Origin of the sequence: Embleya sp. NPDC050493 (assembly GCF_044458105.1) — a bacterium.
Lineage (GTDB): Bacteria > Actinomycetota > Actinomycetes > Streptomycetales > Streptomycetaceae > Embleya.
Window position 1 is genome coordinate 1 of the sequence record NZ_JBITHP010000019.1, and the last position, 26,751, is coordinate 26,751.

21 protein-coding genes are annotated in these 26,751 nt (G+C 71.3%); 12 read left to right on the forward strand and 9 right to left on the reverse strand.

What is annotated here, in order from left to right; all coding sequences use genetic code 11:
- The 3 genes from ACIBM5_RS30270 to ACIBM5_RS30280 all read right to left on the reverse strand — a co-directional run.
- On the reverse strand, positions 1-1,778 hold a 1,778-nt coding region (locus ACIBM5_RS30270), incomplete at its 3' end, for a type I polyketide synthase (RefSeq protein ID WP_396009894.1).
- Positions 1,779-1,789: 11 nt separating this feature from the next.
- The gene (locus tag ACIBM5_RS30275; RefSeq protein ID WP_396009720.1) at positions 1,790-3,181 is read right to left on the reverse strand and encodes a PucR family transcriptional regulator; all 1,392 of its coding nucleotides are present in this window, start codon (positions 3,179-3,181) and stop codon (positions 1,790-1,792) included.
- Between the two features lie 348 nt (positions 3,182-3,529).
- The gene (locus ACIBM5_RS30280) at positions 3,530-4,750 is read right to left on the reverse strand and encodes an acyltransferase family protein (protein WP_396009721.1); all 1,221 of its coding nucleotides are present in this window, start codon (positions 4,748-4,750) and stop codon (positions 3,530-3,532) included.
- A gap of 329 nt (positions 4,751-5,079) precedes the next feature.
- Between ACIBM5_RS30280 and ACIBM5_RS30285 the strand changes: the two genes are divergently transcribed.
- The gene (locus tag ACIBM5_RS30285) at positions 5,080-6,408 is read left to right on the forward strand and encodes an acyltransferase domain-containing protein (protein ID WP_396009723.1); all 1,329 of its coding nucleotides are present in this window, start codon (positions 5,080-5,082) and stop codon (positions 6,406-6,408) included.
- A 344-nt stretch (positions 6,409-6,752) separates the two neighbouring features.
- On the opposite strand, the gene ACIBM5_RS30290 is transcribed toward ACIBM5_RS30285, so the two are convergent.
- On the reverse strand, positions 6,753-7,409 hold the full coding sequence (locus ACIBM5_RS30290) for a GntR family transcriptional regulator (RefSeq protein ID WP_396009724.1): 657 nt from the start codon (positions 7,407-7,409) through the stop codon (positions 6,753-6,755).
- 106 nt (positions 7,410-7,515) lie between these two features.
- Here ACIBM5_RS30290 and ACIBM5_RS30295 point away from each other — a divergent pair, with 106 nt between their 5' ends.
- From ACIBM5_RS30295 to ACIBM5_RS30335, 9 genes are all read left to right on the forward strand, one after another.
- Positions 7,516-9,504: a beta-galactosidase gene (locus ACIBM5_RS30295; RefSeq protein ID WP_396009725.1), complete on the forward strand. Its 1,989-nt coding sequence runs from the start codon at positions 7,516-7,518 to the stop codon at positions 9,502-9,504.
- Positions 9,501-10,835 carry an aminomethyl-transferring glycine dehydrogenase subunit GcvPA gene (gene gcvPA / locus ACIBM5_RS30300; protein ID WP_396009726.1) on the forward strand — a complete coding sequence of 445 codons (1,335 nt, stop codon included), beginning with the start codon at positions 9,501-9,503 and terminating at the stop codon, positions 10,833-10,835. Before ACIBM5_RS30295 ends, gcvPA begins: the two co-directional genes overlap by 4 nt.
- Positions 10,835-12,391, forward strand: coding sequence for an aminomethyl-transferring glycine dehydrogenase subunit GcvPB (gcvPB, locus tag ACIBM5_RS30305; protein ID WP_396009727.1), 1,557 nt, complete (start codon positions 10,835-10,837; stop codon positions 12,389-12,391). The genes gcvPA and gcvPB overlap by 1 nt, the downstream gene beginning before the upstream one ends.
- Positions 12,388-13,494 (forward strand): ATP-NAD kinase family protein, encoded by a 1,107-nt coding sequence (locus tag ACIBM5_RS30310; protein ID WP_396009728.1) that lies wholly within the window; start codon positions 12,388-12,390, stop codon positions 13,492-13,494. The genes gcvPB and ACIBM5_RS30310 overlap by 4 nt, the downstream gene beginning before the upstream one ends.
- Positions 13,491-14,258 carry an SDR family NAD(P)-dependent oxidoreductase gene (locus ACIBM5_RS30315; RefSeq protein ID WP_391588289.1) on the forward strand — a complete coding sequence of 256 codons (768 nt, stop codon included), beginning with the start codon at positions 13,491-13,493 and terminating at the stop codon, positions 14,256-14,258. Before ACIBM5_RS30310 ends, ACIBM5_RS30315 begins: the two co-directional genes overlap by 4 nt.
- A 96-nt stretch (positions 14,259-14,354) precedes the next feature.
- The gene (locus ACIBM5_RS30320) at positions 14,355-15,644 is read left to right on the forward strand and encodes an ABC transporter substrate-binding protein (RefSeq protein WP_396009729.1); all 1,290 of its coding nucleotides are present in this window, start codon (positions 14,355-14,357) and stop codon (positions 15,642-15,644) included.
- 12 nt (positions 15,645-15,656) lie between these two features.
- Positions 15,657-16,616: a carbohydrate ABC transporter permease gene (locus tag ACIBM5_RS30325; RefSeq protein ID WP_391588291.1), complete on the forward strand. Its 960-nt coding sequence runs from the start codon at positions 15,657-15,659 to the stop codon at positions 16,614-16,616.
- A gap of 15 nt (positions 16,617-16,631) precedes the next feature.
- Positions 16,632-17,471, forward strand: a complete 840-nt coding sequence (locus tag ACIBM5_RS30330) for a carbohydrate ABC transporter permease (RefSeq protein WP_396009730.1) — start codon at positions 16,632-16,634, stop codon at positions 17,469-17,471.
- Position 17,472: 1 nt separating this feature from the next.
- Positions 17,473-19,098 (forward strand): amylo-alpha-1,6-glucosidase, encoded by a 1,626-nt coding sequence (locus tag ACIBM5_RS30335; protein WP_396009731.1) that lies wholly within the window; start codon positions 17,473-17,475, stop codon positions 19,096-19,098.
- A 53-nt stretch (positions 19,099-19,151) separates the two neighbouring features.
- Here ACIBM5_RS30335 and ACIBM5_RS30340 read toward each other — a convergent pair whose 3' ends face one another.
- Positions 19,152-20,216, reverse strand: coding sequence for an ATP-dependent DNA ligase (locus ACIBM5_RS30340; RefSeq protein WP_396009732.1), 1,065 nt, complete (start codon positions 20,214-20,216; stop codon positions 19,152-19,154).
- A gap of 100 nt (positions 20,217-20,316) precedes the next feature.
- Here ACIBM5_RS30340 and ligD point away from each other — a divergent pair, with 100 nt between their 5' ends.
- The gene (gene ligD, locus ACIBM5_RS30345; protein ID WP_396009733.1) at positions 20,317-21,324 is read left to right on the forward strand and encodes a non-homologous end-joining DNA ligase; all 1,008 of its coding nucleotides are present in this window, start codon (positions 20,317-20,319) and stop codon (positions 21,322-21,324) included.
- An 89-nt stretch (positions 21,325-21,413) separates the two neighbouring features.
- On the forward strand, positions 21,414-22,016 hold the full coding sequence (locus tag ACIBM5_RS30350; protein ID WP_396009735.1) for a DoxX family protein: 603 nt from the start codon (positions 21,414-21,416) through the stop codon (positions 22,014-22,016).
- 3 nt (positions 22,017-22,019) lie between these two features.
- On the opposite strand, the gene ACIBM5_RS30355 is transcribed toward ACIBM5_RS30350, so the two are convergent.
- The 4 genes from ACIBM5_RS30355 to ACIBM5_RS30370 form a co-directional block, all read right to left on the reverse strand.
- Positions 22,020-23,066: a PHP domain-containing protein gene (locus ACIBM5_RS30355; protein ID WP_396009736.1), complete on the reverse strand. Its 1,047-nt coding sequence runs from the start codon at positions 23,064-23,066 to the stop codon at positions 22,020-22,022.
- Positions 23,067-23,276: 210 nt separating this feature from the next.
- Positions 23,277-23,465 carry a DUF1059 domain-containing protein gene (locus tag ACIBM5_RS30360; protein ID WP_391588298.1) on the reverse strand — a complete coding sequence of 63 codons (189 nt, stop codon included), beginning with the start codon at positions 23,463-23,465 and terminating at the stop codon, positions 23,277-23,279.
- A 283-nt stretch (positions 23,466-23,748) separates the two neighbouring features.
- Positions 23,749-24,504: a CAP domain-containing protein gene (locus ACIBM5_RS30365; RefSeq protein ID WP_396009737.1), complete on the reverse strand. Its 756-nt coding sequence runs from the start codon at positions 24,502-24,504 to the stop codon at positions 23,749-23,751.
- A gap of 242 nt (positions 24,505-24,746) precedes the next feature.
- Positions 24,747-26,630 (reverse strand): sigma-70 family RNA polymerase sigma factor, encoded by a 1,884-nt coding sequence (locus ACIBM5_RS30370; protein ID WP_396009738.1) that lies wholly within the window; start codon positions 26,628-26,630, stop codon positions 24,747-24,749.
- Positions 26,631-26,751: the final 121 nt, after the last annotated feature.

Consider the following 26,751-nt stretch of genomic DNA (forward strand, 5'->3'; position numbering starts at 1 on the left):
TCGTCGAACACCGACGCGAACACCGGGAACACCTCGTACAGCTCCCGACCCATCCCCACCCGCTGCGCACCCTGACCCGTGAACAGGAACGCCGTCCGCCCCTCACCCGCCACCCCCGACACCACACCCGCCGAGGCATCCCCGACCGCCAACGCCCGCAACCCCGCGACCAGCTCGACCCGATCCCCGGCCACCACCACACCACGATGCTCGAACACCGACCGCGACACCGCCGCCGACAACCCCACATCCACCGGCGACACACCACCACCATCCACCAACGACGCCAACCGCCCCGCCTGAACCCGCAACGCCTCCACCGACCGCCCCGACACCACCACCGGCACCACCGGTATCACCACGTCGGCCGACTCGACCGCCACCGGCTCGGTCTCCGGGGCCTGCTCCACGACCAGGTGTGCGTTGGTACCGCTGACCCCGAACGAGGACACCGCGGCCCGCCTCGGCCGCCCGGTCGCCGGCCACGGCCGCGACTCGGTCACCAACTCGATCGAACCCGAAGACCAATCCACCGCAGGCGTCGGCTCGTCCACGTGCAGCGTCGCCGGCACCACCCCGTGCCGCATCGCCATCACCAACTTGATCACCCCGGCCACCCCGGCCGCCGCCTGCGTATGCCCGATATTCGACTTCAACGAGCCCAGCAGGAGCGGCCGATCCTGCGATCGGGACTGGCCGTACGTCGCCAGCAGCGCCTGCGCCTCGATCGGATCGCCGAGCATCGTTCCCGTGCCGTGGGCGTCGATGACGTCGACCTCGGCGGGAGAGAGTCCGGCGTTGGCCAGCGCCCGGCGGATCACCCGCTGCTGGGACGGACCGCTGGGCGCGGTCAGGCCGTTGGAGGCGCCGTCGGAGTTCACCGCGCTGCCCCGGATCACCGCGAGCACCGGCAGCCCGCGCCGACGGGCCTCGGAGAGCCGCGCCAACACCAGCACCCCCACCCCCTCGGAGAAACCGGTACCGTCCGCCGCCGCCGCGAACGCCTTGCACCGCCCATCCGGAGCCAACCCGCGCTGCCGGGAGAACTCCACGAAGCCGTCCGGCACCGGAATCACCATCGCCCCGCCGGCAAGCGCCAGCGAGCACTCGCCGTTGCGCAGGGCCGTCACGGCGTGGTGGATCGACACCAGGGACGACGAGCAGGCCGTGTCCATGCTGACCGTCGGCCCCTCCAGGCCCAGGACATAGGAGATCCGGCCGGAGGCGACGCTGGTCAGCATCCCGGTCATCGCGTAGCCCTCGATACCCGTCGAGGAGGCGTCGACGGTGGAGGCGTAGCCGGTGTACATCACGCCGACGAACACCCCGGTGTCGCTGCCGCGCAGCGAGCGCGGGTCCATCCGGGCCCGCTCGATGGCCTCCCACGTGGTCTCCAGCAGCAGGCGCTGCTGCGGGTCCATCGCCAGCGCCTCGCGCGGTGAGATCCCGAAGAACGCCGAGTCGAATCCCTTGACGTCGCTGAGGAACCCGCCCTCCCGCGCGTAGAACTTGCCCATCGCATCGGGGTCCGGGTCGTACATGCCCGCCACGTCCCAGTCGCGGTCGTCCGGGAACTCGGTGATCGCGTCGACGCCGTCGGCGGCCACGCGCCACAACTCCTCGGGCGTCGACACGTCGCCGGGGTAGCGGCAGCCCATGCCCAGGATGGCGATGGGCTCGGACCGGCTCGACTCCAACTCGTCGACCCGAGCCCGGGCCTTGTGCAGGTCGGCGGTGACCCACTTGAGGTAGTCGAGGAGCTTCTCGTCCTTGTTCAGCTGCCTGTCGCTCATGAGGACACCGCCCGAATCGAGTTCTCCAGTCCCGTGGCGGGACCCTGCTTGGCCAGCACCGACGAGCCGAGCCGTCCGGCCAGGTACAGCGCGAGGTGCAGGCGAAGGTGGTCCTCGCGCAGGGACCGGCCGAGCAGTTGCTCCGCCTTCTTGACCCGGTAGACCACGGTGTTCTTCGCGATGTGCAGGTGTTTGGCCGTGACGGCCACGCCCCGCTCGTTGTCCAGCAGACACCGCACGGTCTCGCGCAACGCGGCCATGGTCCGGTTGTCGGCGGCGAGCGGGCCGAGTTCACGGCGGACGAAATCGGCGGTCGCCTCGGCGTCGTTGCCGAGCAGGATCACCAGCTCCAGGTCGCCGTAGTCGCAGAGCCTGGACGGGCCCGGCTCGGTGATCCGGCCGACCCGCTCCGCGGTGACCGCCTGCTCGTGGGAGCGCTGGAACCCGGCCACCCCGTCGCCCGGCAACCCGGACGCGACGTGGACGTGCGCGGGCAGATCCACCGGCCTGGGCGATCGCCCCAGCTCGCCCGGGTGATCGGTGGCCCGGCCGCCCCACGCCCACAGCCGACCCGGGCCGGCGGGGAGCAGCAACATCGAGGAGCAGCCGACCTGGTCCAGCAGGCGCAGCGCCGTGGTCTCCAGCTCGCGCCGGCTGTCCGGGGTGATCTCGTCCTGCCACAGGACCAGCGCGACGTGGTGCAGCGTCAGGTCGTACTGCAACCGGCGCAGCGCCTTTCGCGTGTCGACCGGCTTGCCCTTCAGGATCGCCGACACCAGTTCGAAGCGTTCCCCCACGGATCCGGCGAACCAGCGGTTGCGTTCGGCGGCGAACTTCTCGGTCACCGCGGCGGAGAGGCTCTCCATTCCCTCGAACAGGTCGGCGGAAATGGACCGCATCATGGCCGGCTGGTCCTGCGCCGGGATCTGCGCCTCGCACAATGCGAACAACTCGCGCGTGAAGCGCGCATGGGTGGCCCGGACACAACGAAGCAGCAGGTCGACCGTGGTGTTGTCGGCGATGCGTTCCCGAATGGCATGCGTGAGTTCCGTGGAAATCAGCCCGGTGATGGCGCGCACGCCGCTGAGCCGCAATACGACCCAGAGCGCTATCGCCTCGACCAGCCGCGTTTCGCTACACGATCTTCGGTCGAAGCGGGCGAACGGCTCCCCGGCCAACTCGGCCAGCAGCAGACGGCTGTGCTCGATTGCCCAACCGGTTGCACCCGGACCGACCCGGACGACGACCTCCTCGACCAACTGCGCGTTCGTCGCCGGAAGATGGAGAACGGAGTCGTCGGTGGGGCGCAGCAGATGCAGCAGCGAATAGGTGGATGTGATCTGTCGTTGCGCAGGAATAGCAGCCTGCGATATCGGATAGGCCGACAACGAGTAGCCTCCTACCGGAAAGCGGGCGCGACTGGTCGTCGGCAGCCTTACACGGTTCCATCCACGGTGGGTAATCGACCGGTAACCGCATACCCGCGGCGAAATTACCGCGCGATGGGCGGCCGTGACCGGCGTACGGGATCGGCATGTCCTGGGGTTCCGCGCCGTGAACACCGTCCTGCGCGTGCTCGAACCGGCCGGTGTTTGCGGTGGTATGCCCGTCCGGGGTCGGCGTCGGCGTGCGTGCGGCGCCGCACGCGCCCTGCGCGGGTTCGGGCCGCGCAGGACGCGTGGGTCGTGGTGTGTGGCGCCGGGCCCTGCCGGGCGGCCGGCGGGACGCGCCGTTCGTCAGTTCGGTACGCGGTCGCCTTCGGCCCGCACGGGCGGCGGCGCGACCGGGAGGCCGGCCCGCTCCGCCTTCGGCCGGTGTCGTCCGAAGCGCCGCACCAGCGGCGTCTCCACGTACCGGTACAGGAGTGCGGAGCACACCAGTGCGACCCCGAGCACGGCGAGGATCAAGAGCACGCCGGTGCCCGTCGAGAACGTGCGGGTGGGGCCGATCAGGTCGGCGGCCTCGACGATGACGAGCCAGTGCACCATGTAGAACGCGAAGGAGATCTCACCCAGGAAGACCATCGTCGGTCCGCGGAACACCGAGGCGCCGCCCTGCCGGTCGGCGACCGCGGCGGCGGCGATCAGGGGTGCGGTCCACACGGTCGCCACGCCCGCCGTGCCGGCCAGGTACGGCTCGTACCGGGTGAGCACGTATCCGACGACGGCCAGGCCGAAGGCGGGCGCCAGGCCGATGCGCGGCCATCGACCCGCCGCGACGATCCTGGCCAGGAGAATGCCCAGGACGAATTCGAGCGCGCGGGCCGGCGGGAAGAAGTACACGAACCACACCTGGTCGAACGACACTTCGCCGGACACGGCGAACGCGGCGAGCCGCGGCTGATCGTTCACCACGAACGTGCCGACCAGGAACACGCCCACGATCAGCGCGAGTACCGCCGCGACCGCCGGCCACAGCCACTCCTCGCGGATCCGGCGCAACACCGGCAGCAGGGCCGGAAAGAGCAGGTAGAAGAAGAACTCGCAGCACAGCGACCAACTCACCCCGTTGACCGCCGAGACGGTTCCGATGTCCGGGAACCACGACTGCTGCATGGTCGCCGACGCGAGCCAGTCGACCATCCGGGTGGGCCGGTCCGTGTCCAGCACGAGAAGGGCGGCCAGGCCGAAGGTGACCAGGTGCATCGGGCCGATCTTCACCAGGCGGCGGCGCCAGAAGGAACCGGCCGTGTCGTCCGAGCGCGCGGTCCAGGTCAGGACGAAGCCGCTCAGGATGAAGAAGAAGCCGACGCCATAGGAACCGGAGAGGGCGAATGTCTTCCTGAGTTCCGTGCCCGCGTCCCCCGGGACGAGCCGGGTGTACCACAGGATGTGCGTGGCGAAGACCAGCATGGCCGCCAGGAATCGCAGTCCCGTCAGCGACGGCAATCGTGCGGGTTCCGGGTGCGTGGGCGCGTGGGCACGGCCCACGCGGCTCGGGCCTGTTTCGCTGGTCACCATGTGAACGTCGGGGGTCGGAGGTCACGAGCCGGTTCCGCGCTTTCCCGAGCGGGACGCGGCGGATTCGATGGAAAATGGGTGGACGTGATCTGCGGATGCGCAGGAATAATTGCCTGCGATATCGGATAGCCCGACAACGAGTGGCCTCCGTACTGGAAAGCAGACGCGACTGGGTGTCGGCAGCCTTACACGATTCCTACAGTGCCGGGTAATCACCCGGTAACCGCATCCTTTGTGGCGGAATTACCGCGCGGTGGGCGGAAATACGCGACCTGCGGATATCCTGCCATTCGCAGTCCGCCGATCGGTGACGACGAGGAGCGCTCGTGAACAAGCCGGCCACACAGGAGATCCCGATCGGAGTCGGCGCCGGAGCCGGCACGGTGCCGTGGGTGGTGTCCGGGCGAAGCGAGAAGGGTTTGCGCAGCCAGGCCGCGCGGCTGCTGGCCCGGCTCGACTCCGACGCGGCGCTGGACGTCGTCGACGACGTCACCGAGGTGGGCCGATCGTTGGTGGCGTCCGGCGCGGCCTTCGAGTATCGGGCCGTGGTGCTGGGACGCGACCGGGCGGAGCTGGTGACCGGGCTGCGGGCGCTCGTCGAGGAGCGGGCCGTGCCGAACCTGATCTCCGGCCGGGCGACCCGACAGGAGCAGGCCGACGGCCGGCCGGTGTTCGTCTTCCCGGGCCAGGGCACCCAGTGGGTCGGCATGGCGGTCGAGCTGTTGGACACCTCGCCCGCGTTCGCCCGGGAGATTCGGGCCTGCGAACAGGCACTGTCGCCGCACCTGGACTGGTCCCTGGAGGACGTGCTGCGGGGAGCGCCGGGAACTCCGCCGCTGGACCGGGTGGACGTCGTGCAGCCCGTGCTGTTCTCGATGATGTTGTCGCTGGCCCGGCTGTGGGGCCGGTTCGGCGTCGAACCGAAGGCGACGGTCGGTCATTCGCAAGGCGAGATCGTCGCCGCGCACGTCGCGGGCGCGTTGTCGCTGGAGGACGCGGCGCGAATCGTCGCGCTGCGCAGCCGGGCCCTGACCGCGATCCGCGGCCGAGGCGAGATGCTGACCGTGCTGGCGCCCAACGACCGGGTGCGCACGATGCTGGCCGACTGGGACGGCGTGTTGGCGGTGGCCGCGGTGAACGGCCCGGCCACCATGACCGTATCGGGCGACGTGGGCGCGATGGCCGAGTTCGGCGCCGCGTTGTCCGCGGCCCGGATGATGCGCTGGCGGGTGCCGGGAGTGGACTTCGCCGCACATTCGGCGCACGTGGAGGACCTGCGCGAGACGCTGCTCGACCTGGCGGCCGGGATCCGACCGGCGCGCGGCGACGTGCCGTTCTACTCGACGGTGACCGGCCGGCGGATCGACACCGACGAGCTGGACGCGGAGTACTGGTACCGGAATCTGCGCCAGACGGTGCGGTTCGACGATGCCGTGCGTTCGCTGGTCGCCGACGGCCACACGATCTTCGTCGAGTGCAGCGCCCAGCCGGTGCTCTCGGTCGGCATGCAGGACATCGTCGAGGAGCTCGGTCGTTCGGCCGTGTTGACGGCCACCCTGCGCAACGGGGACGGCGGCATGGGCCGCTTCCTGGCCGCGCTGGCGGAAGCGTACGTACACGGGATCGCGGTGGACTGGACGACCGCGTTCGCATAGCGGGTCCACGGGCCCGGCCTGCCCGCCGATCCCGCGCCGAGGCTTGGGCGCACCGACTTCGGCGCCCGCCGGCATGCCGTCGAGCGCGGTGGTGGGCCGGCCTATCCCGGCGCCCGGCGCGGCCGTGTCCGGCACCCGCCGGGGTCGGGTCCCCGCCGGCGCCGGCCGCGGAGATCTCCTCGATGCGGCGCAGCGGGCGCAGTCCGGCCTCGACCGCGAAGAAGCCGGGCAACGGTAACGGCAACCAGCCCCGGCTGCGGTGCCGCTTCGGCGCATGCCGCGCGGCGGGTCGGCTCCGTCCGCGGGGGACGAAGGCGGCCCGCCGAGGTGGAGCGGGGGGTCGGTCAGGCCGACTCCGGGGCCACCGGGATGCGGCTGGTCATGCGTTCCATGCCGCTGATCCAGTTGTCGCGCAGCGCGGCGGTGGCGGCGGGCACGTCACCGGCGCGCAGGTGCTCGGCGATCCGGCAGTGTTCCTCCGCCTCGCGCTCCAGCAGGGTGTCCTCGCCGGCGATCAGGTGGGTGTAGCGGCGCATGCCCGCCTTCACGCTGGTCACCAGATCGAGCAACCGCTCGTTCGGGCACTTGCCGAGCAGTAGATCGTGCCACTCGTCGTCGTGCCACTCGATCTCCGACTGCTCCGCCACCGGATCCGGGAAGCCCCGGGCCAACCGCAGCAACTCCGGTGCCATCTCCCGTAGTTCATCGGGGTCCGAGAGCTCCAGGGCGAGCGATTCCAGGCCCGCGACGATCTCGCACAGCTCGCGGAACTCCTTGCTGCTGACCGGTGCGAACCGGAAGCCGCGCCCCTGATTGCTCTCCAGGACGCCTTCGCCGGCCAGGGTGATCAGGGCTTCGCGCAGGGGGGTGCGACTGACGCCCAACTCGGCGGCCAGCACCACCTCGTTGATGTCCTTGCCTGCCGCGAAGTCGCCTCGGTCGAGGCGCAGAAGCAACTCCTCGCGGATCTGCTCACGCAGAGGTCGCCGCTGGATGGCCATGTGTCGGTTACTCCCTGTGTCGATCGGCGCCGATAACTGGTGCTTGACATGACGCACCGCACACACCTTGAATTATGAATACAGAATACATGAACGGGAGGTCGACGTGCGGTTGACGCGAGTGCCGGGATTGCTGTTCGGGGGTGACTACAACCCCGAGCAGTGGCCGGAGGAGGTCTGGGCCGAGGACGCCAAGCTGATGGCCGAGGCCGGCGTGAACATGGCGACCGTCGCGGTCTTCTCCTGGTCACGCCTGGAACCCCGGCCCGGAGAGTACGACTTCGGCTGGCTGGACCGGGTGCTCGACCTGCTGCACGAGCACGGCATCGCCGCCGACCTGGCCACCGCGACCGCGACCCCGCCGCCGTGGCTGATCCGCGAGCACCCCGAGGCGTTGCCGGTCGACGCGAACGGGACCCGGCTCGAATTCGGGTCCCGCCAGGGCTACTGTCCGAGCTCGCCGATCTTCCGCGCGGCCACCGTCCGGCTGGCCCGGGCGATGGCGGAGCGTTACGCCGAGCACCCCGCTCTGGCGATGTGGCACATCGGCAACGAGTACGCGGACCACACGCTCGAGTGCTTCTGTGCCGAGTCCGCCCGGCACTTCCGGCGTTGGCTGAGCGAGCGATACGAGCACATCGACGGCCTCAACGACGCCTGGGGCACCTCCTGTTGGGGCCAGCACTACACCGACTTCGAGCAGATCGCCCCGCCGCGCAAGGCACCGGGCCCGATCAACCCGGCCCAGGTGCTGGACTGGCGACGGTTCTGCTCGGACGCGCTCCTGGAGTGCTTCGAGGCGGAGAAGAGCGTGCTGCGCGAGGTCACCCCGGACATCCCGGTGACCACGAACTTCATGAGCATCCTGCACGGCCTGGACTACTGGAAGTGGGCCGGCGCCGAGGACATCGTCAGCGACGACGCCTACCCCGACCCGGCCGACCCCACCTCGCACGTGGGCATCGCGGTCAGCTACGACCTGATGCGCTCGCTCAAGCGGCGCCCCTGGCTGCTGCTGGAACAGGCCCCGAGCGCGGTGAGCTGGCGTGAGGTCAACGTGCCCAAGCCGCCCGGCAAGATGCGCCTGGACAGCCTCCAGGCACTCGCGCACGGCGCCGACGGGGTGATGTTCTTCCAGTGGCGCCAGGCCCGGTACGGACCGGAGAAGTTCCACTCCGCCCTCCTGCCGCACGGTGGTGTGCAAACCCGCGGATGGCAGGACACGCTACGCCTGGGCGGCGACCTGCAAAAGCTCGCCGAGATCGCCGGCACCCACACCGCCGCGGACGTCGCGCTGCTCCTGGACTGGTCCTCGTGGTGGGGCCTGGAGGCCCCCGAGTCGATGCCGTCCAAGCGGCTGGAACTCAAGCGACTCCTGAACGCCTGGTACGCGCCGCTGCACGCCCGCGGAATCACCGTGGACCTGGCCCCGCCGGACCGCGACCTGTCCGGGTACCGCGTGGTCATCGCCCCCAACCTCTACCTGTGCACCGACGAACAGGCCGAGAACCTGCGGACGTTCGGCGGCGAACTGATCGTCGGCCCGTTCAGCGGCGTGGTCGACTCGGCCGACCGGGTACACCCCGGCGGCGCGCCCGGTCCGCTGCGCGACCTGCTCGGCCTGAGCGTCGACGAGTTCTGGCCGCTGGCCGACGGGGTGGCCCAGAGCGTGCGATACGCCGACGGCACCGCGGGCACCGCGACCCGGTGGGCCGAGTGGCTGCGGCCCGAGGGCGCCACGCCGATCGCCGACTACGAGGGCGGCGACCTGGCCGGACAACCCGCGATCACCCGGCTCGGCCGGGCCACCTACGTGGGCTGCGCCCTCGACGACGTCACCCCGATCCTGACCGACGTCCTGACCCGCGCCGGCGTGCGCCCCGTCGCGGACGTACCGCCCGCCGTCGAGGCGTGCCTGCGGACCGGGCCCGACGCCGACTACCTGTTCCTGCTCAATCACGGCACGACCACCGCGGCACTGACCCTGCGCGCCCCCGGCACGGACCTGCTGACCGGGCGCGACCTGCACGGCTCGATCGAGATCGGGCCCAGGGACGCCGTGGTGCTGCGCACCGCTCACGAGGGAGAGAAGTGACCCACCCCTACATACCCAATGCCGAGCCGGCCGTCCGGGCCGAGATGCTGGCCGCGATCGGGGTCGAGTCCGTCGAGGACTTCTACACCGACATCCCCGCCGCGCTGCGCCTGAACCGGCCGCTCGACCTGCCCGCGCCGATGAACTCGGAAACCGAACTGGTCCGGCACATGCGCGGGTTGCTCGGTCGCAACACCGACACCACCGAGGTGCTCAGCTTCCTGGGCGGCGGCTGCTACCCGCACCACGTGCCCGCCGTGTGCGACGAGATCAACTCCCGCGGCGAGTTCCTCACCGCCTACGCGGGCGAACCGTACGAGGACCACGGCCGCTTCCAGGCGCTCTTCGAGTACGTCAGCATGATGGGCGAACTCCTGGAGCTGGACGTCGTCAACGTCCCCACCTACGACGGCTTCCAGGCCTCCGGCACTGCGCTGCGGATGGCCGCGCGCTACACCGGCCGATCCAAGGTGCTGGTCACCGCCGCGATCGGCGCGGACAAGCTGAGCAAGCTGCACGACTTCCTCGCGCCCGACATCGAGATCGTGATGATCCCGGTCGCCGAGAACGGCGAGGCCGGCGCCTTCACCGTCGACGACACCGTCGCCGCGGTCTACCTGGAGAGCCCCAACCTCTACGGCGTGGTCGAGGCCCGGACCGCAGAGATCGCCGAACTCGCGCACGCCGAAGGCGCGTTGCTCGTGGTCAGCGCGGACCCGATCTCGCTCGGCGTACTCGCCTCGCCCGCCACGCTCGGCGCGGACATCGTCTGCGGCGACATCCAGTCGCTGGGCATGCACCAGAACTACGGCGGCGGTCACGCCGGTTACATCGCCACCCGCGACGAACCGCGCCTGGTCGCCGAGTTCCCCTCGCGCCTGTTCGGCATCGCGCCGACCGCGGTGCCGGGCGAATACGGCTTCGGCGACGTGTTCTACGACCGCACCTCGTTCGCGCTGCGCGAGGAGGGCAAGGAATGGGTGGGCACCGCCGCCTCGCTGTGGGGCATCACGGCCGGCGTCTACCTCGCGCTGATGGGCCCGGAGGGCATGCGCGAACTGGGCGAGACGATCCTGGCCCGGACCCGCTACGCGATGGACGAACTCGCCGCGGTCCCCGGAGTACGGGTGCGGCACGCCGCCGCCGTGCACTTCCGCGAGTTCGCGATCGAGGTGGCCGACACCGACGCGCTGCTCACCGCGCTGCGCGCACACGGCATCTACGCCGGCATCGCGCTGGATGCCACAACGCTGCTGGTCTGTGTGACCGAGCGGCACACCAAGGACGACATCGACACGCTGGTGCGAGCGGTACGAGAGGTGCAGGGCTGATGGGTGCCGTCGGAGAATCCTTCGCGAAGTTGCCGGTCGAGGCCAAGCCGCCGCTGCGCCGGTTCCACCAGGCGCGCTGGGACGAGCCGATCATCTTCGATCACTCCAGCCCCGGCCGGCGCGGCATCGGGGTGCCCGAGGCGGGCGTGCCCGCCGTCGAACTGCCCGCCGGGATGCGGCGCGAGACGCCGCCCGCACTGCCGCAGATGTCCCAGCTGCACGTGCTCCGGCACTACATGCGGCTGTCCCAGCAGACCGTGGGCGTCGACCTCGGCATCGCCGTCGGCCAGGGCACCTGCACGATGAAGTACAGCCCCAAGATCAACGACCGGTTCGTCGGCGACCCGAAGATCGCCGAACTGCACCCGGCGCAGCCCGAGGACAGTGTGCAGGGCGTGCTTGCGATCTACTGGCACCTGGAGCAGATGCTCAAGGAGATCTCCGGCATGGATCGGGTCAGCCTGCAACCGGGCTCCGGTTCGGCGGCGATCTACGCCAACGTCGCGATGATCCGCGCCTACCACGCCTCCCGGGGCGAGGGCGAGCAGCGCGACCAGGTGATCACCACGATGTTCTCGCACCCCACGAACGCGGCCTCCCCCAAGACCGCCGGGTACGAGGTGATCACCTTGATGCCGGACGCCGACGGCTACCCGGACATCGAGGCGCTGCGCGCGGCCGTGGGCCCGCGTACCGCCGCGCTGATGATCACCAACCCGGAGGACACCGGGATCTACAACCCCCGGATCGCCGAGTTCGTCGAACTCGTCCATGAGGTCGGCGGGTTGGCCTGCTACGACCAGGCCAACGCGAACGGCATCCTGGGCATCACCCGGGCCGCCGACGCCGGGTTCGACCTGTGCCACTTCAACCTGCACAAGACCTTCTCCACGCCGCACGCGTCCGGCGGTCCGGCCGCGGGTGCCTGTGGCGTCGTGGAGAAGCTGGTGCCGTTCCTGCCCGGCCCGATCATCGAGTTCGACGGCGAGCGCTACTTCCTGGACTCCGACCGGCCGCAGTCGATCGGCAAGATCCGGCCCTACCTGGGGGTCAGCCAGAACGTGGTGCGCGCCTACGCGTGGATCATGGCGCTGGGGGCCGAGGGCCTGCGGCAGGTGGCCGAGACGGCGGTGCTGAACAACAACTACCTGATGCACAAGGTGTTGCAGATCCCGGGCGCCTCCGCCCACTGGGACAAGCGCCGGCTGGAGCAGGTCCGCTACTCGTGGCAGGGCCTGTACGAGGACACCGGCGTGCACTCGGAGGAGATCGGCGTGCGCGCGGCCGACTTCGGGGTGCACTACTGGACCAGCCATCACCCGTACCTGGTGCCCGAGCCGTTCACCCTGGAGCCGACCGAGTCGTACTCCAAGGAGGACCTGGACGAGTACGCCGCGATCCTGGCGCACGTCGCGGACGAGGCCCGCAGCGAACCGGAGTTCGTCAAGGGCGCGCCCTACAACCAGACCGTGCACAAGATCGACCCGACCTGCCTGGACGACCCGGAGCAGTGGGCGATGACCTGGCGGGCGTACGTCCGCAAGCACCTGTCATGAGAGTCGGCCTGATCGTCAACCCGGTGGCCGGCCTCGGCGGTGCGGCCGGGCTCAAGGGCAGCGACGGCGCCGACGTGCAGCGCGAGGCGCTCGCCCGCGGCGCGACCGCCCGGGCCGGGGAGCGCGCGGCGGTGGCCGTGCGCGCGCTCCTGGCCGCCCGCCCGGACGCCGTCGTGGTCACCGTGCCCGGCGCGATGGGCGAGAACTCCGTGCGCGCCGCCGGCGCGGTGCCCGAGCTGGTGGCGTGCGCACCGGGGGAGCCGTCCTCGTCCGCCGACACCCGGGCGGGCGTCCGGGCGTTGGCGGCGGTGGACCTGCTGCTGTTCGCGGGCGGTGACGGCACCGCGCGGGACGTGCTCGACGCCGGGCCGACCGCGCCGGTGCTCGGCATCCCGGCGGGCGTCAAGGTCTACTCCGGCTGCTTCGCGGTCGGCCCGGCGGCGGCCGGCCACGCCGCCGCCGAGTTCGCCGGGGACACCGCTGAGGCCGAGGTGGTGGACCTGGACGAACAGGCCTACCGCGAGGGCCGGGTCAGCCCCCGGCTCTACGGCACGCTGACCGTGCCCGCGGCCCGGGTACGGCTGTCCGGCCGCAAGACCGGCTCCTCGGGCGCCGCGCCGGAGACCGTCGAGGGCATCGCCCGCGAAGTGGTCGCCCGGATGCGCCCGGGCGTGCGCTACATCCTGGGCCCGGGCACCACCACGCGCGCGGTGGGCCGCGCGCTGGGCGCCGAGTCCACGCTGCTCGGCGTGGACGTGGTCGCCGACGGCGTGCCGATCGGGGTCGACCTGAGCGAGCGCGCGCTGCTCGACCTGGTGGACGGGCACGAGACGGACGCCGTGGTATCGGTGATCGGCGGCCAGGGCTTCGTGCTCGGTCGCGGCAACCAGCAGATCAGCCCGTCGGTGCTGGCCCGCGTGCACGGCCTGACCGTGCTCGCCACCCGCACCAAGCTGGCCGCGCTCGGCGGCCGGCCCCTGTTGGCGGACACCGGGGACCCGGCCACGGACGCGCGGTTGAGCGGTTTCGTCAAAGTGATCACGGGCTACCGCGAGAGCGTCCCCTATCGAATTGTTCCTGCGAGCGAGGAGTGCTCTGGATGAACGGGATGACTGGATCCCTGCACGGCAAGGTCGCCATCGTCACCGGCGGCGGCTCGGGCATCGGCCGGGCCACCGCGCTGATGTTCGCCGCGGAGGGCGCGGACGTGGTGATCGCCGACATCGACGCGGCGGCCGCGACCCGCACCGCGGAGGAGATCACCGCGCAGGGCGCCCGGGCGGTCGGGGTCAAGGCGGACGTGTCCGCCGAGGCGGACTGCGTGTCCGTGGTGTCCACGGCGGTGCAGACCTTCGGCGGTCTGCACGTGCTCTTCAACAACGCGGGCATCATCCGGCGCGCGGACGCGATCGGCACCACGGTCGACGAGTGGGACCGGGTGATGGCGGTCAACGTGCGCTCGGTCTTCCTGATGTGCAAGCACGCCGTCCCCGCGATGAGCGACGGCGGCTCCATCGTCAACACCGGTTCCGGCTGGGGCCTCAAGGGCGGCGGCAACGCGATCTCCTACTGCGCATCCAAGGCCGCCGTGGTCAACATGACCCGCGCCCTGGCGATCGACCACGCGGCGGCGGGCATCCGGGTCAACTCGGTCAACCCCGGTGACACGGACACCCCGATGTTGCGCGAGGAGGCCCGGCAGTTGGCGGAGGACTGGACGGCCTTCGCCGCCGACGCGGCGGACCGTCCGATGGGCCGGTCCGGCACGCCCGACGAGATCGCCCGCGCGGTGTTGTTCCTGGCCTCCGACGCGGCCAGCTACATCACCGGCACCGCCCTGGTCGTAGACGGCGGCGGCCTCGCCTAGTCATCCCGGTCCCGGGCCCGTCGTCGCCATCGGCGACGGGCCCGGGACCGGTCCCAGCACGCGTACGTCCCGCACACATCCCCCCGGAGGCACAACGTGTCATTTTCCCGCGCAGCGAAGACCGTCGCCGTGCTGGCCGCCGGTGCCGCACTCGCCGCAACCACCGGTTGCGGCGGGAGCAGCGGCTCCGGCTCCGGCTCCGGCAAGACCACCGTCACCTGGTCGACCTGGGGCAACCCGGAAGAGCTCGCCCGCTTCAAGGACTTCGAGAAGGACTTCGGCAAGCGCCACCCCGACATCAAGCTGAAGCTCCAGGCGGTCCCCTCCTACAGCGACTACCACTCCAAGCTGCTCACCCAGCTCTCCTCCAAGACCGCACCCGACGTGTTCTACGTCGGTGACGACTTCATCGGGAAGTTCGTCTCCGCCGGGGTGGTCTCGCCGCTCAACGACAAGATGGCGGCCCCGGACAGCAAGGCCAAGCCGGAGGACTTCTTCGACGGCCTGTACGGCGGCGCCAAGAAGGACGGGCAGATCTACGGCATACCCAACGACGCCAACCCCGAGGTGCTCTGGTACGACAAGCAGGCGCTCAAGGACGCCGGCATCACCGAGGACCCGGCCGCGCTGAACGCCCAGGGCAAGTGGACGATGGCCACCTACCTGGAGATGAACCGCAAGCTCAAGGCCGCGGACAAGGCCGGCTCGATCTTCTACAACTGGTACGGCTCGACCTACAGCATGATCAACGGCTTCGGCGGCAAGGTCTACGACGGCGGCAAGTTCGTCGGCAACACCGACCCCAAGTCGCGCGAGGCATTGAAGACCCTGGCCGACGGCTACCAGAACGGGACCTTCCTGGTCGCCGACAACCTGCCCGAGGGCAACGGCTCGGACGTGCAGTTCATCAAGCACAAGGCGGGCTTCTCGGCGGGCGGCCGCTGGATGATCGACACCGTGAAGAAGGGACAGCAGGACAACTACGACATCGTGCCGTTCCCGTCCCAGACCGGCCAGCTGATGCCGCAGACGGTGGGCACCTCCTTCCTGGCGCTGAACAAGAACGCCAAGAACGCGCAGGCGGCCTGGACGTTCCTGTCCGAGTTCGTCTCCAAGGACGGCCAGACCGTGCGCCTGAAGGGCGGCGGCAACGCGGTCCCCTCGGTCAAGGGCGCGGACAGCGTGGTGATGGAGGGCTACCCGGCGCACGCGCAGACCTTCGTCGACGCCCGTGACGGCGGCTTCGCCAACTACCCGGAGGAGGCCGGCGTCCCGGAGCTGACGGCGAGCATCAACGACCTGCTGATGAAGTTGTGGACCGGCAAGATCGGCTTCGACCAGGCGATGAACGACCTCGGCTCGCTCGTCTCCGCCAAACTGCACTGACCGGGGGCCGCCGTGACCACGTCCACGCTCAGCCGCACCACCGACGCACGGCGCCCGGCCACCGAAACGCCCGACAGCCGCCGGTCCCTTCGGGGCCGGCGGCGCCGGGAACGGTGGTGGGCCGCCCTCTTCCTCGGGCCGCAACTGGCCGCTCTGCTCGCCTTCACGCTGGGACCGCTGGGCTTCGCGGTCGTGCTGGCCTTCATGAAGTGGGACGGCCTGGGCGAGAAGTCCTGGGTCGGCCTGGACAACTTCCAGACCCAGCTGTCCGATCCCACCTTCCGTGACGCGGTGCTGAACACGCTCACCCTGGGCCTGATCACGGTGCCGGTGGGTCTGGCGCTGGCCCTGCTGATCGCGATGGCGCTGAACAACGTGCGCGGCAAGACCATCTACCGGGTGATCTACTTCCTGCCGGTGGTGACCAGTTCGGTGGCCGTCGCGGTGATCTGGCAGATGTTGCTGGCCAGTGGTGACCTGGGGATGCTCAACAACACCGTGCACGACTGGTTCGGCATCACCCTGCCGGACTGGCTCAACGACCCGGACTGGGTGATGGTCGCGATCGCGGCGGTGACCATCTGGTCCTCGCTGGGCCTGAACGTGGTGATCTTCCTGGCCGGTCTCCAGTCGATCCCGGCGCACCTGACCGAGGTGGCCCGGATCGACGGCGCGGGACCGGTGCGCATCTTCCGGCACGTCACGCTGCCGCTGCTGTCCCCGACCATCTTCTTCTCCTTCGTGGTCGCGGTGATCAGCTCGTTCCAGGCATTCGACCAGATCTACGTGCTGGTCGACCCGGACCACAACGAGGGCGCCCGCACGATCGTCTACCAGGTCTACGACCTGGGCTTCAAGAAGTTCGAATTCGGCGCCAGCAGCGCCGCCGCCCTGCTCCTGACGCTGATGACGATCGTGGTGACCGTGGCCCAGTTCGGCATGCAGAAGCGCTTCGTCCACTACGAGTCGTAAGAGAGGATGGTCGTGATGGTCACTGCCATCCGCCGACGTTTCGGCACCGTCGCACTGCACACCCTGCTCATCGTGGGTGGGCTGCTGATGACGTTCCCGTTCGTGTGGATGCTGCTCACCGCGTTCAAGAGCGAAGGGCAGATGATCCAGGATCCGCTGGCCTGGCTGCCGGACCCCTGGCGCGCGAGCAACTTCCCCGACGCCTTGGACGCGATGCCCTTCGGCCGCGCCTACTGGAACAGTTTCTACATCGCGGTGATCACGGTCGTGGCGACCCTGCTCACCGCCTCGATGGCGGCCTACGCCTTCACCCGGATCGAATTCCCGTTCTCCCGCTCGCTGTTCGTGGTCTTCCTGCTCACCCAGATGGTGCCCACCCAGGTCACCCTGGTGCCGCTGTACGTGATGTTGTCGAAGCTCGGCTGGATCGACACCCACCTGGCGCTGATCCTGCCCGCCATCGCCAACCCGTTCGCGGTGTTCATGATGCGGCAGTTCATCCGGGCGGTGCCGATCGAACTGGAGGAGGCCGCCCGGCTGGACGGCGCGAACCGCTGGACGATCTTCACCCGGATCGTGCTGCCCAACATCAAGCCGGGCATGGCCGCGCTGGGCATCATCGTCTTCCTGGGCAGCTGGAACAGCTTCATCTACCCGCTGATCTTCCTCAACTCCGAGGACAAATTCACCGTTCCGATGCTGCTCGCCTCGTTCAAGGGCCAGCACGGCGGCCTGGACTACGGCATGCTCCTGGCCGCCTCGACGATCTCCGTGGTGCCGATGCTGATCGCGTTCGTGATCGGGCAGCGGAAGATCATCAGCAGCATGGCGGCATCCGGCATGGGAGGACGCTGAAATGACCGCGCACGACCGCCCCCCACTCGACGCGGTGACATTGGATCTGCGCGAACGGCCGTTCACCGACCGGGGTTCGCGGCTGCTGGTCCTGGCGCAGGAGGACGGCGACCTGTGGGTCGCCCGGTCCGAGTACGAGACCCGGCTCACCGACACGACCGTGCTCACCGGGTTGCGGATCGAGTCGGCCGGCGGCGACCCGCTGCCGATCCGGGCCGCGCACCCGGACCGGATCTCCTTCGCGGGCGGCGTACACCTGGCCTTCGCCGATCCGGACACCCTGGTGCTGGTCGGCGCCGGCGCCCGGGCCCGGTGGACGGCCGCGGACGGCACCGCGCACGAGGCCGTGATCGAGGGCTGCCGGGTGCTGATCGGCGAGGCCGCCCCGGCGGACGGGCCGACCGTGCTCGCCGCGGCCCGGGCACGCTGGAGCGCCTGGTTCGACCGGATGCCGACCGTCCGCGCGGACCTGTACGAACGGGCCGCGATGGCGTGGTGGACGCTCGGGGTGAACCTGCTGCCGATCGGCTTCGCGGGCGGTCGGGAGGGCCTGGTCCCGTCCCGCTTCGGCTACGTCGGCGTGTGGAACTGGGACTCCTACTTCCACGCCATCGCCCTGCGACACGGCGACCCCGAACTGGCCCGGGACCAGATCCGGATCCTGCTCGCGCACCAGCGGCCCGACGGGCTGATCCCCGATGTCGTGCACGACGAGGGCGTGTTGGCGGAGACCGACGACCTCCCCCGCTCGGATCGGGCCCGGCTGGCCGAGCACGTCGGCCAGGCGCTGGGCGAGGAAGCGGCACGGACGGCCGCGGCCGGCGAGGTGGTACCGGTGACCAAGCCGCCGCTGACCGCGTGGGCGGTCTGGAAGATCCATCGGGCCGCCCCGGACCTCGCCTTCCTGGCCGAGGTCTACGAGCCGATCGCCCGCTCCCAGGAGTGGTGGCTGACCCACTCCGACCCGGACGGCGACGGTCTGGCGGAATACCTGCACCCGTACTCCAGCGGGCTGGACGACAGCCCGGTCTGGGACTACGGCCCGCGCGCCGAGCCGCCGGACCTGAACGCCTACCTCGCGCTCCAGTTCGACGTGCTGGGCGACATCGCCGAGGCGCTGGGCCGGATCGAGGACGCCGCGACATGGCGGCGGCGGGCCGCCGCGCACACCGAACTCCTGGTGGCCCGGCGGTGGGACGGCAAACGCTTCACCACCGTGTCGGCGGGCCGCGTGGTCTCGGTACGCACACCGCTGGAACTGCTGCCGCTGCTCACCGGACGTCTGCCGCGCGAGATCGCCGACCGGCTGGTCGAGGACCTGCGCTCGCCCAGCTTTTGGGGCGAACGCCCGGTGCCCACCGTGGCGTTCGACGATCCGACCTTCGATCCCGACGCGATGTGGCGCGGGCCGGTCTGGCTCAACGTCAACTACCTGCTGATCGAGGGCCTGCGTCGATCCGGATACCCGGACGTGGCCGACGAGTTGACCGAACGCACGGTGCGGATGGTGGCCGAGGGCGGCGGGCTGTACGAGTACTGGAACCCGCTCACCGGCGGCCGGGCCGGGCGCGCGACGACGGGATTCGGCTGGTCCAGCGCGCTGTTCGTGGACCTGGCCAGGAGTTGAGCGACACCGCCCGCAGGCGCCGGATCCGGCGCCTGCGGGCGGCCCGTTGCGGCTCAGCGGCTGCCGAGCACGTCGGCCAGGTCGTAGCGGGCCGGTTCGGCGAGTTGTTCGTAGGTGCACTCGGCCGGATCCTTGTCGGTACGCCACCGACGGAACCGGGTCGTGTGCCGGAACCGGTCGCCCTGCACGTGGTCGTAGGCCACCTCGCAGACCGACTCCGGCCGCAGCGGCACCCAGTCCGAGAGCCGGCCGCCCGACCAGCGGGTGACCGCACCGGGCAGCCGGTCGGCCTCGTGCGCCTCGGCCTCGGCCCAGTGTGCCCACGGGTGCCCGGTCGGATCCACCATCCGGTAGGGCGCCAACTCCCGGACCAGTTCGGCCCGTCGGGCCGCGGTGAACGCCGCGCTGACGCCCACGTGTTGCAGCCGCCCCCGGTCGTCGTAGAGGCCCAGCAACAGCGAGCCCACCACCGGGCCCGACTTGTGCTCGCGGTAGCCCGCGACCACGCAGTCCGCGGTGCGTTCGTGCTTGACCTTGACCATCGCCCGCTCGTCCGGCAGATACGGCCCGGCCGGGTTCTTCGCCACGATGCCGTCCAGACCGGCGCCCTCGAACCGGTCGAACCAATCCTGTGCCCGCGCCACATCGGTGGTGGCGGGCGCCAGGTGGATGGGCGCCGTCACCTCGGCCAGTGCCCGCTCCAGCGCGGCACGGCGCTCGGTCAGCGGGCGGGACAGATACGACTCGTCGTCCAGGGCCAGCAGGTCGAACGCGACGAACGACGCCGGGGTGGTCTCGGCCAGGTGCCGCACCCGCGAGGCCGCCGGATGGATCCGGTCCTGGAGCCGATCGAAGTCGAGTCGGCCGTCGCGGGCGATGACCAGTTCGCCGTCCAATACGCAGCGCGGCGGGAGCAGCCGCAACACCGCGTCCACCACATCCGGGAAGTAACGATCCAGCGGCTTGGTGTTACGGCTGCCGATCAGCACCTCGTCGCCGTCCCGGAAGACGATGGCCCGGAACCCGTCCCATTTGGCCTCGTAGTGCAGGCCGGCGGGAATCCGCGCAGCCGCCTTGGCGAGCATCGGCTTGACCGGGGGCATCACGGGAAGGCGCATGCGCCTCAGTGTGCGCGGGCGCCGTACCGGTCGCCTCCGCAGCGGCCGAACGGCGGTATGCCATCGGGACGAAGTCGGGCGAATCTGCCTACCCTGAGGGATGAGCGCTGCCGAGGAATTCGAGGTCGACGGCAGGTCCGTCCGGGTGAGCAACGTCGACAAGGTCTACTACCCCGCACGCGGCTTCACCAAGGGTGACGTGGTCCGCTATCTGATCGCGGTCGGCGAAGGAATGCTGCGCGGCCTGCGCGATCGACCCACCACGCTGCAACGTTTCCCCGACGGCGTGGACGGCGAGTCGTTCTTCCAGAAGCGAGTGCCCAAGTCCCTGCCGGAGTGGATTCCCACCGCCCGGATCACCTTCCCCAGCGGCCGGCACGCGGACGAGATGGCCCCGGACAGCGTGGCCGCACTGGTCTGGGCGGGCAACCTGGGCTGCCTGACCTTCCACCCCTGGCCGGTCCGGCGCAGTGCCACCGAACACCCGGACGAACTGCGCATCGACCTCGACCCGCAGCCGGGCACCGACTTCGCCGACGCGGTCCGCGCCGCACACGCGATGCGCGAGGTACTGGCCGACTACGGCCTGACCGCCTGGCCCAAGACCTCCGGCGGACGCGGCCTGCACCTGTACGTGCCGGTCCGCCCCGAGTGGGAGTTCACCGAGGTGCGGCGCGCGGTGATCGCGCTGGCCCGCGAGCTGGAGGCGCGCATGCCCGATCGGGTGACCACCGCGTGGTGGAAGGAGGAGCGCGGCGAACGCATCTTCGTCGACTACAACCAGATGGCCCGGGACCGCACCATCGCCGCCGCCTACTCGCCGCGTCCCACCGCCCGTGCGACCGTCTCGGCGCCGCTGACCTGGGACGAGGTGGACGACGCGCACCCCGACGACTTCGACCTCGCCACCATGCCCGAGCGCTACGCGCGGCTCGGCGACGTGCACGCGGACATGCCGGAGCACGCCTTCGACCTGGGCCGGGTGTTCGAACTGGCCGAGCGGCAGGCCCGCGACCACGGCGCGGGCGACCTGCCCTACCCGCCGGACCACCCGAAAATGCCCGGCGAACCACCCCGGGTGCAACCCAGCCGCGCCCGCGAGCACTGAACCGGAAACACGAAGCCACCAGAAGAAGGCATCAGGAAACACCAGGAAGCACCAGGAAAAACCAGGAAATACCAGGAAAAGAGTCCCTCATGTGTCTGTCGCTGCGCGCCCCCGTGTCGCTCCACAGCCCGATTTCGATCCACAATCCACTCTCGAGACGCACCCGATCGTCCGTACGCAAGGACGTGGGCCTGCTCGCCCTGCGGATCGGCACCGGCGGCGTGCTGTTCGCGCACGGCGCGCAGAAGTTGTTCGGCTGGTTCGGCGGACACGGCGTGGCCGGCACCGGCTCGGCGATGGAGCACATGGGCTTTCGGCCCGGTCGGCAGAGCGCGATCGCGGCCGGTCTCGGCGAGGCCGGCGGCGGGGTGCTCCTCGCGCTCGGCCTGGCCACCCCCGCGGCGGGTGCGGCGGCGGCCGGCGCCATGGCGGGCGCGGTGGCCGTGCACGCGCCGGCCGGCTTCTTCGCCCAGTCGGGCGGCTTCGAATACCCGGCGTTCCTCGGCTTCGTCGCGGCCGGGCTCGGCCTCGCGGGTCCCGGGCGGTTCTCGGTGGACCACATGACCTGCCACGTCCTCGACCGCCCGTGGGTGGTCGGCCTCGCGTTCACCGGCAGCGCCGCCGCGGCCGCCGCCGTGATCGGCAGGCGCCGGGCCGCGGCCCGGGACGAGACGGACGCCTCGACCGAGTAGGGATCAGCGCGCGGCGCCGGCCCAGTCGAGCAGTCGGTCGACGGGCCACGTGGTGATCACTCGGTCGGCCGGCACGTCGCACTGTTCGGCCCGGGCACAGCCGTAGCCCTGCCAGTCGAGTTGGCCGGGGGCGTGCGCGTCGGTGTCGATGGTGAAGTACACCCCCGCGGCGAGCGCCAGGCGGAGCAGCCGGGACGGTGGATCCCGGCGCTCCGGGCGGCAGTTGATCTCCACGGCGGTGTGCGACTCGGCACACGCGGCGAACACCGCGTCGGCGTCGAACACGGACTCCGGGCGCTGCTTGCCCCGGATCAGTCGACCGGTGCAGTGGCCCAGCACGTTCACCCGCGGATTGCGCACGGCGGCCAGCAGTCGGCGGGTCATGGCCGGCTCCTCCATCCGCAATTTGGAGTGCACCGAGGCGACCACGACGTCCAGGCGGTCGAGGAGATCCGGGTCCTGGTCCAGCGAGCCGTCGTCGAGGATGTCGCACTCGATGCCGGTCAACAGCCGGAACGGGGCCAACTCGGCGGCGAGTTCGGCCACCACGTCCAACTGCGCGCGGAGCCGCTCGGCGGTCAGTCCGCGGGCCACGGTCAAGCGCGGCGAGTGGTCGGTGAGGACGACCCACTCGTGCCCCAGGTCCCGCGCGGTGCGGGCCATCAGGTCGATCGGGCTGCCTCCGTCGGACCAGTCGGAATGCATGTGGCAGTCGCCGCGCTGGGCCGCGAGCAGCGCCGCGCCGTCGGTGGGCACGGGCGACGGGCGGGACTCCAGGTCGGCCAGATAGCCCGGTACCCGGCCGGCGTGCGCCTGCTCGACGACGTCCGCCGTCTTGGGCCCGATCCCCTTCAAGTCGCCGAGCGTGTGCTGCTCGACCCGGCGGCGCAGGTCGTCGGGAGCAAGCCCGGCCACCACGGCGGACGCGGTGCGGAAGGCCTTGACCCGATAGGTGGGCGCCTGGTCGCGTTCGAGCAGGAACGCGATGCGATCCAGTGCGGCCACCGGGTCGGGGGCGGGCGGGGGAGCGGACGCGGGTCGTGGAGCCATGGGGGGACTGTGGCCGCACCGGGCGAAGGTAAACCGCGCGGGTGAGCCGATCGGCGCCCGGGCGGACGAGCCGGCGTGCGGGGGCAGGCTCCGGCGTCACCCGGGCCTGGTGGGTTCGTTTCGGACCGCCGGTACGTCCCGCGCGGCGTCGCGGTCTGCGAACGGCTGCTTCGGACGGCCGGCCCGGGTGCGGAGTGCGGGCACCCGCGGTCAGCGACCGGGTTCCTCGTCCTTCAGGAACTTGCGGATCTCCTCGCGGAGTTCGGGCGAGTCGGTATGCCCGTGTACCGCCACGGCATGTTGACTGGCGGCCAGGACGACCTCGTCCTCGGCTCCGGCGATGGTGAGCGTGCACCCGGACTCACTGGGCATGTCCCGGCAATCGGCGACCTTGCGCATGACGTCCTCCCGGACTGGGATCTCGTCCCCCGAGGGGCACGGCCCCGGACCGGACGGCGCGAGGCCATGGTCATAGTTTAGTGCGTTTTGCGCCTGGGCCTCGGGTCGGCCCGCAGTTCCCTGCACCCCTTCCGGAGGTGTGTCGGGGCGGCCTCGCGCCTGCCGCCGGCGGATGCGTGGGGTCGGCCGGGCGGCCCGGCCCCGAGGCTGCGGCCCGTGATCGTTCGGGTCGCACCGGTGACCGGGCCGGCGGTGTGCGGGCGGGGCGGACGGGGCGCCGAGGTCAGCCGTTGGCGAACTCGTGCACGCCCCACCAGCCGCTGTCGTCGCGGTAGATGCCGATGCCCGCCTCGGTGTGGGTCGGGTCGGTCTGGTTGCGGTAGTGGCCGGGACTGTGTCGCCACATGGCCTGGAACTTCTCGGCCGCCTGCCGGGCGGTCATGGCCGGGTCGCCCCACCACACGATGTTCTCGGACACGCCGGTCCGGGCGCCGGTGACCAGGACGTCGACCTCGGGGCCGGAGTGGGCGAAGCCGGTACGGCGCATGTGTTCGGCCCACTTGCGGGCGAAGTCGCTCAGGTCGGTGCTCGCCCGGAGCGGGCGCAGGCCGACCTGCGCGCGTTCGGCGTTGAGCAGTTCCAGGGACATCGCCTCGGCATCGGCGATCGACCGGGAGGCGGGCCGGTTGCCGCGCACGGTGGGATCGGCCCCGGGCGGCCCGTCCGCCGCCGACGCCGTGGTGGGTCGGGCGCTCTTGGCGGCCGGGGCCTTGGCGTCCGTCCCCGCACGGCTCGCGCTGCCGGCCGCGGTCGGCTTGTGGGTCGCGGGCGCCGTGCCGGTGCTCGGGACGGCACCGGTGCTCGGGCTCGTGCCGGTGGGCAGCCCGGGTGCGGCCGACGTCGGTGCCGCCGACGCGGTCGGCGCCGATGCGGTGTCGGTCGGGGCCGCCGGCCGGGCCGCGTCGTCGTGCCGCTCGGCGGGCGAGCCGCAGCCGGCCAGCACGAGTGCGGCCAGTGCGGCGGCGAGAGTGGTGGACACGGCCCGGTGGTGTCGGTGCTGCCGGTGGTGTCGGTACTGCACGATGCGCAACTCCTCGAAAGGTACGGCTCGTCGCCCGGCACGAACGCCGGGGACACCTGGGAGAGCCGCGGGGCGCGGGTGGATAACGGAAATCGGCGCGGGTTTTCGCGTCGGATCGGGCGGGCGATGGAGTGGGCCGGGTCGGGCGGGTGCATGCGCCGGATATGCGCGCCGACTGCCGGCTGCCCGCGCCGGATGCGTTAGGCAGGTGCGGCGAACACCTGGGTCCACCAGGTCGTCCCGCCCGGGCCGACCGTGGCGCCGACACCGATGTCGGTGAAGCCGCAGTCGAGGATGTTGTCCCGGTGGATCGGACTGGCCAGCCACTGGGCGACCACGTGTGCGGCGTCCGATCGACCCCGATCGAGGTTCTCGCCCCACTGCCGCCACCGGTAGCCGGCGGCGGTGATGCGAGCGTCGGCGCGTACCCCGTCCGGGTTCGAGTGGTCGTAGAACCGCCGGGCGAGCATGTCGTCGGAGTGTTTGCGGGCGGCACTTCGCAGTCGGTCGTCGACCCGGACGGGAGCACAACCGTGCTCGGCCCGGGCGGCGTTGACCAGGTCCACCACGGCGCGTTCGAGCCGCGCGCGGGGGTCGGCGGAGGCGGTCGAGCGGGTGGCCGATGGCTCGGTCGCGGGCTCGGTCGAGGGCGGCGAGGCGGTGGCCGGCGTGGTGGCCGGCGGCGGCGCGGTGGTGGGTATCGCGGAGGGTGCCGACGCGGCTGCGCCGACCGGCGGGTGTGCGGCGGGCGCGCTTCGGGTCGGCGGGTCGTGGTGGGGGCGGTCGACGATGACGACCGCGGCCAGGACGACCAGGACGATCGCGGCGCCGCCGGCCGCGATCCGGCGGGGTCGGCGGGCCGAACGCGGCGCGGCGTGGCCGGGGGAGGGAGGGCCGGCTTCGCCGGGCCCGGCGGCGGGTTCGGTGGCCACACTCCCGCCCCGGCCCGGATCGGCGGGCGAGGCCGCACGGTCGGCAGGGCTCGGATCGCGGCCCGCGCTCGGATCCCCGCCCCGGCTCGGCGGGGCGCCGCCGCTCGGATCTCCCGGCGGACTCGGCTCCCCACCCGTGCCCGGCCGGCCGACGATGCGCGGATCGCCGGCGGCATTCGAGTACGCAGCCGCGTTCGGGTCGCCGGCCGTGTTCGTGTACGTGACCGCGCTCGGGTCGCTCGCCGTGTTCGAGTGCGCAACCGTGCTCGGGTCGCCGGCTGAGTACGCGCCCGGGTCGCCGGCAGTCTTCGAATACGCCACCGTGCCCGGGTCGCCGATCGGGTCCGCTGTTCCGATCGGTGCCCATGGGCCCTGGCGGAGCAGGTGCAGCAGTACGGCCGTCGGCGGCAGTAGGGCCAGGCCCGCGAGCAGGCCCTCGACCGGGGCCAGGTCGTACCGGTGCGCGCCGCATGCGCCGCACGTCCGGGCGTGCCGGGAGATGCGCTTGCGCCACAGCGGGGTCGGCCGGCCGTCCCAGGGTGCGAGCAGCGCGCCGGCCTCAGCGCAGCGGGGGTCGGCGGCGAGTGCGCGGACCACCACGCGGGCCGCCTCCAACTGCTCCTTCATGCGCTGGACCCGGACCGCCACGTGGGTCGCGGGCAGGTCCAGGGCGGCGGCGAGTTCGGCCCGGGTCAGCGTGCCGGCCGCCTCCAGCCACCACAGGGCGAGCAGTTCGCGGGTGTCCGGATCCAGCCAGCGGGTCGCCTCGGCAACGTCGCGGCGCTGCCCGGACAGGCCCAACCGCAGAATGGTCAGGTCGGCGAAGTCGGCTGCCGGGTCCGGGTATTCGGCGATCTCGTCGAGCGGCGTGGTGAGCGCGCGACGGGCGTGCCGGCGGCGCACCTGATTGATCGCGATGGCCACCAGCCAGGACCGGAAGCGCTCCGGATCGCGCAGGCCGCCGAGGCCGGACACCGCGCAGAGCATGGTCTCCTGCACGACATCGTCGACGTCCGCGTGCCCGTTCAGCGCCCGGCCGACGATGTTGTACACCAGTGGCAGCCAGTCGGCCACGAGCCGGTCGCGGGCACGCAGATCACCGCCCTGGGCCGCGACGACCAGGGCGGTGTTGTGCTCGTTGTCCACGTACATCCACTTTCCTCGACCGGCGTGACGGGCCCGCTCCCGTCCATCCGCCACTCGGGAGAGCACCCGGGTCGGCGCGGATAACGGAAATCGCCGGACGAGTTCCGAACGTACCCACCCGGCGTCG

Coding starts and splice junctions, on each gene's coding strand:
- ACIBM5_RS30290 (WP_396009724.1), bottom strand. CDS start 7,409: ATGGCCATCCAGCGGCGACCTCTGCGTGAGCAGATCCGCGAGGAGTTG.
- gcvPB (WP_396009727.1), top strand. CDS start 10,835: ATGGGTGCCGTCGGAGAATCCTTCGCGAAGTTGCCGGTCGAGGCCAAG.
- ACIBM5_RS30310 (WP_396009728.1), top strand. CDS start 12,388: ATGAGAGTCGGCCTGATCGTCAACCCGGTGGCCGGCCTCGGCGGTGCG.
- ACIBM5_RS30315 (WP_391588289.1), top strand. CDS start 13,491: ATGAACGGGATGACTGGATCCCTGCACGGCAAGGTCGCCATCGTCACC.
- ACIBM5_RS30330 (WP_396009730.1), top strand. CDS start 16,632: ATGGTCACTGCCATCCGCCGACGTTTCGGCACCGTCGCACTGCACACC.
- ACIBM5_RS30335 (WP_396009731.1), top strand. CDS start 17,473: ATGACCGCGCACGACCGCCCCCCACTCGACGCGGTGACATTGGATCTG.
- ACIBM5_RS30340 (WP_396009732.1), bottom strand. CDS start 20,216: ATGCGCCTTCCCGTGATGCCCCCGGTCAAGCCGATGCTCGCCAAGGCG.
- ligD (WP_396009733.1), top strand. CDS start 20,317: ATGAGCGCTGCCGAGGAATTCGAGGTCGACGGCAGGTCCGTCCGGGTG.
- ACIBM5_RS30350 (WP_396009735.1), top strand. CDS start 21,414: ATGTGTCTGTCGCTGCGCGCCCCCGTGTCGCTCCACAGCCCGATTTCG.
- ACIBM5_RS30355 (WP_396009736.1), bottom strand. CDS start 23,066: ATGGCTCCACGACCCGCGTCCGCTCCCCCGCCCGCCCCCGACCCGGTG.
- ACIBM5_RS30360 (WP_391588298.1), bottom strand. CDS start 23,465: ATGCGCAAGGTCGCCGATTGCCGGGACATGCCCAGTGAGTCCGGGTGC.
- ACIBM5_RS30370 (WP_396009738.1), bottom strand. CDS start 26,630: ATGTACGTGGACAACGAGCACAACACCGCCCTGGTCGTCGCGGCCCAG.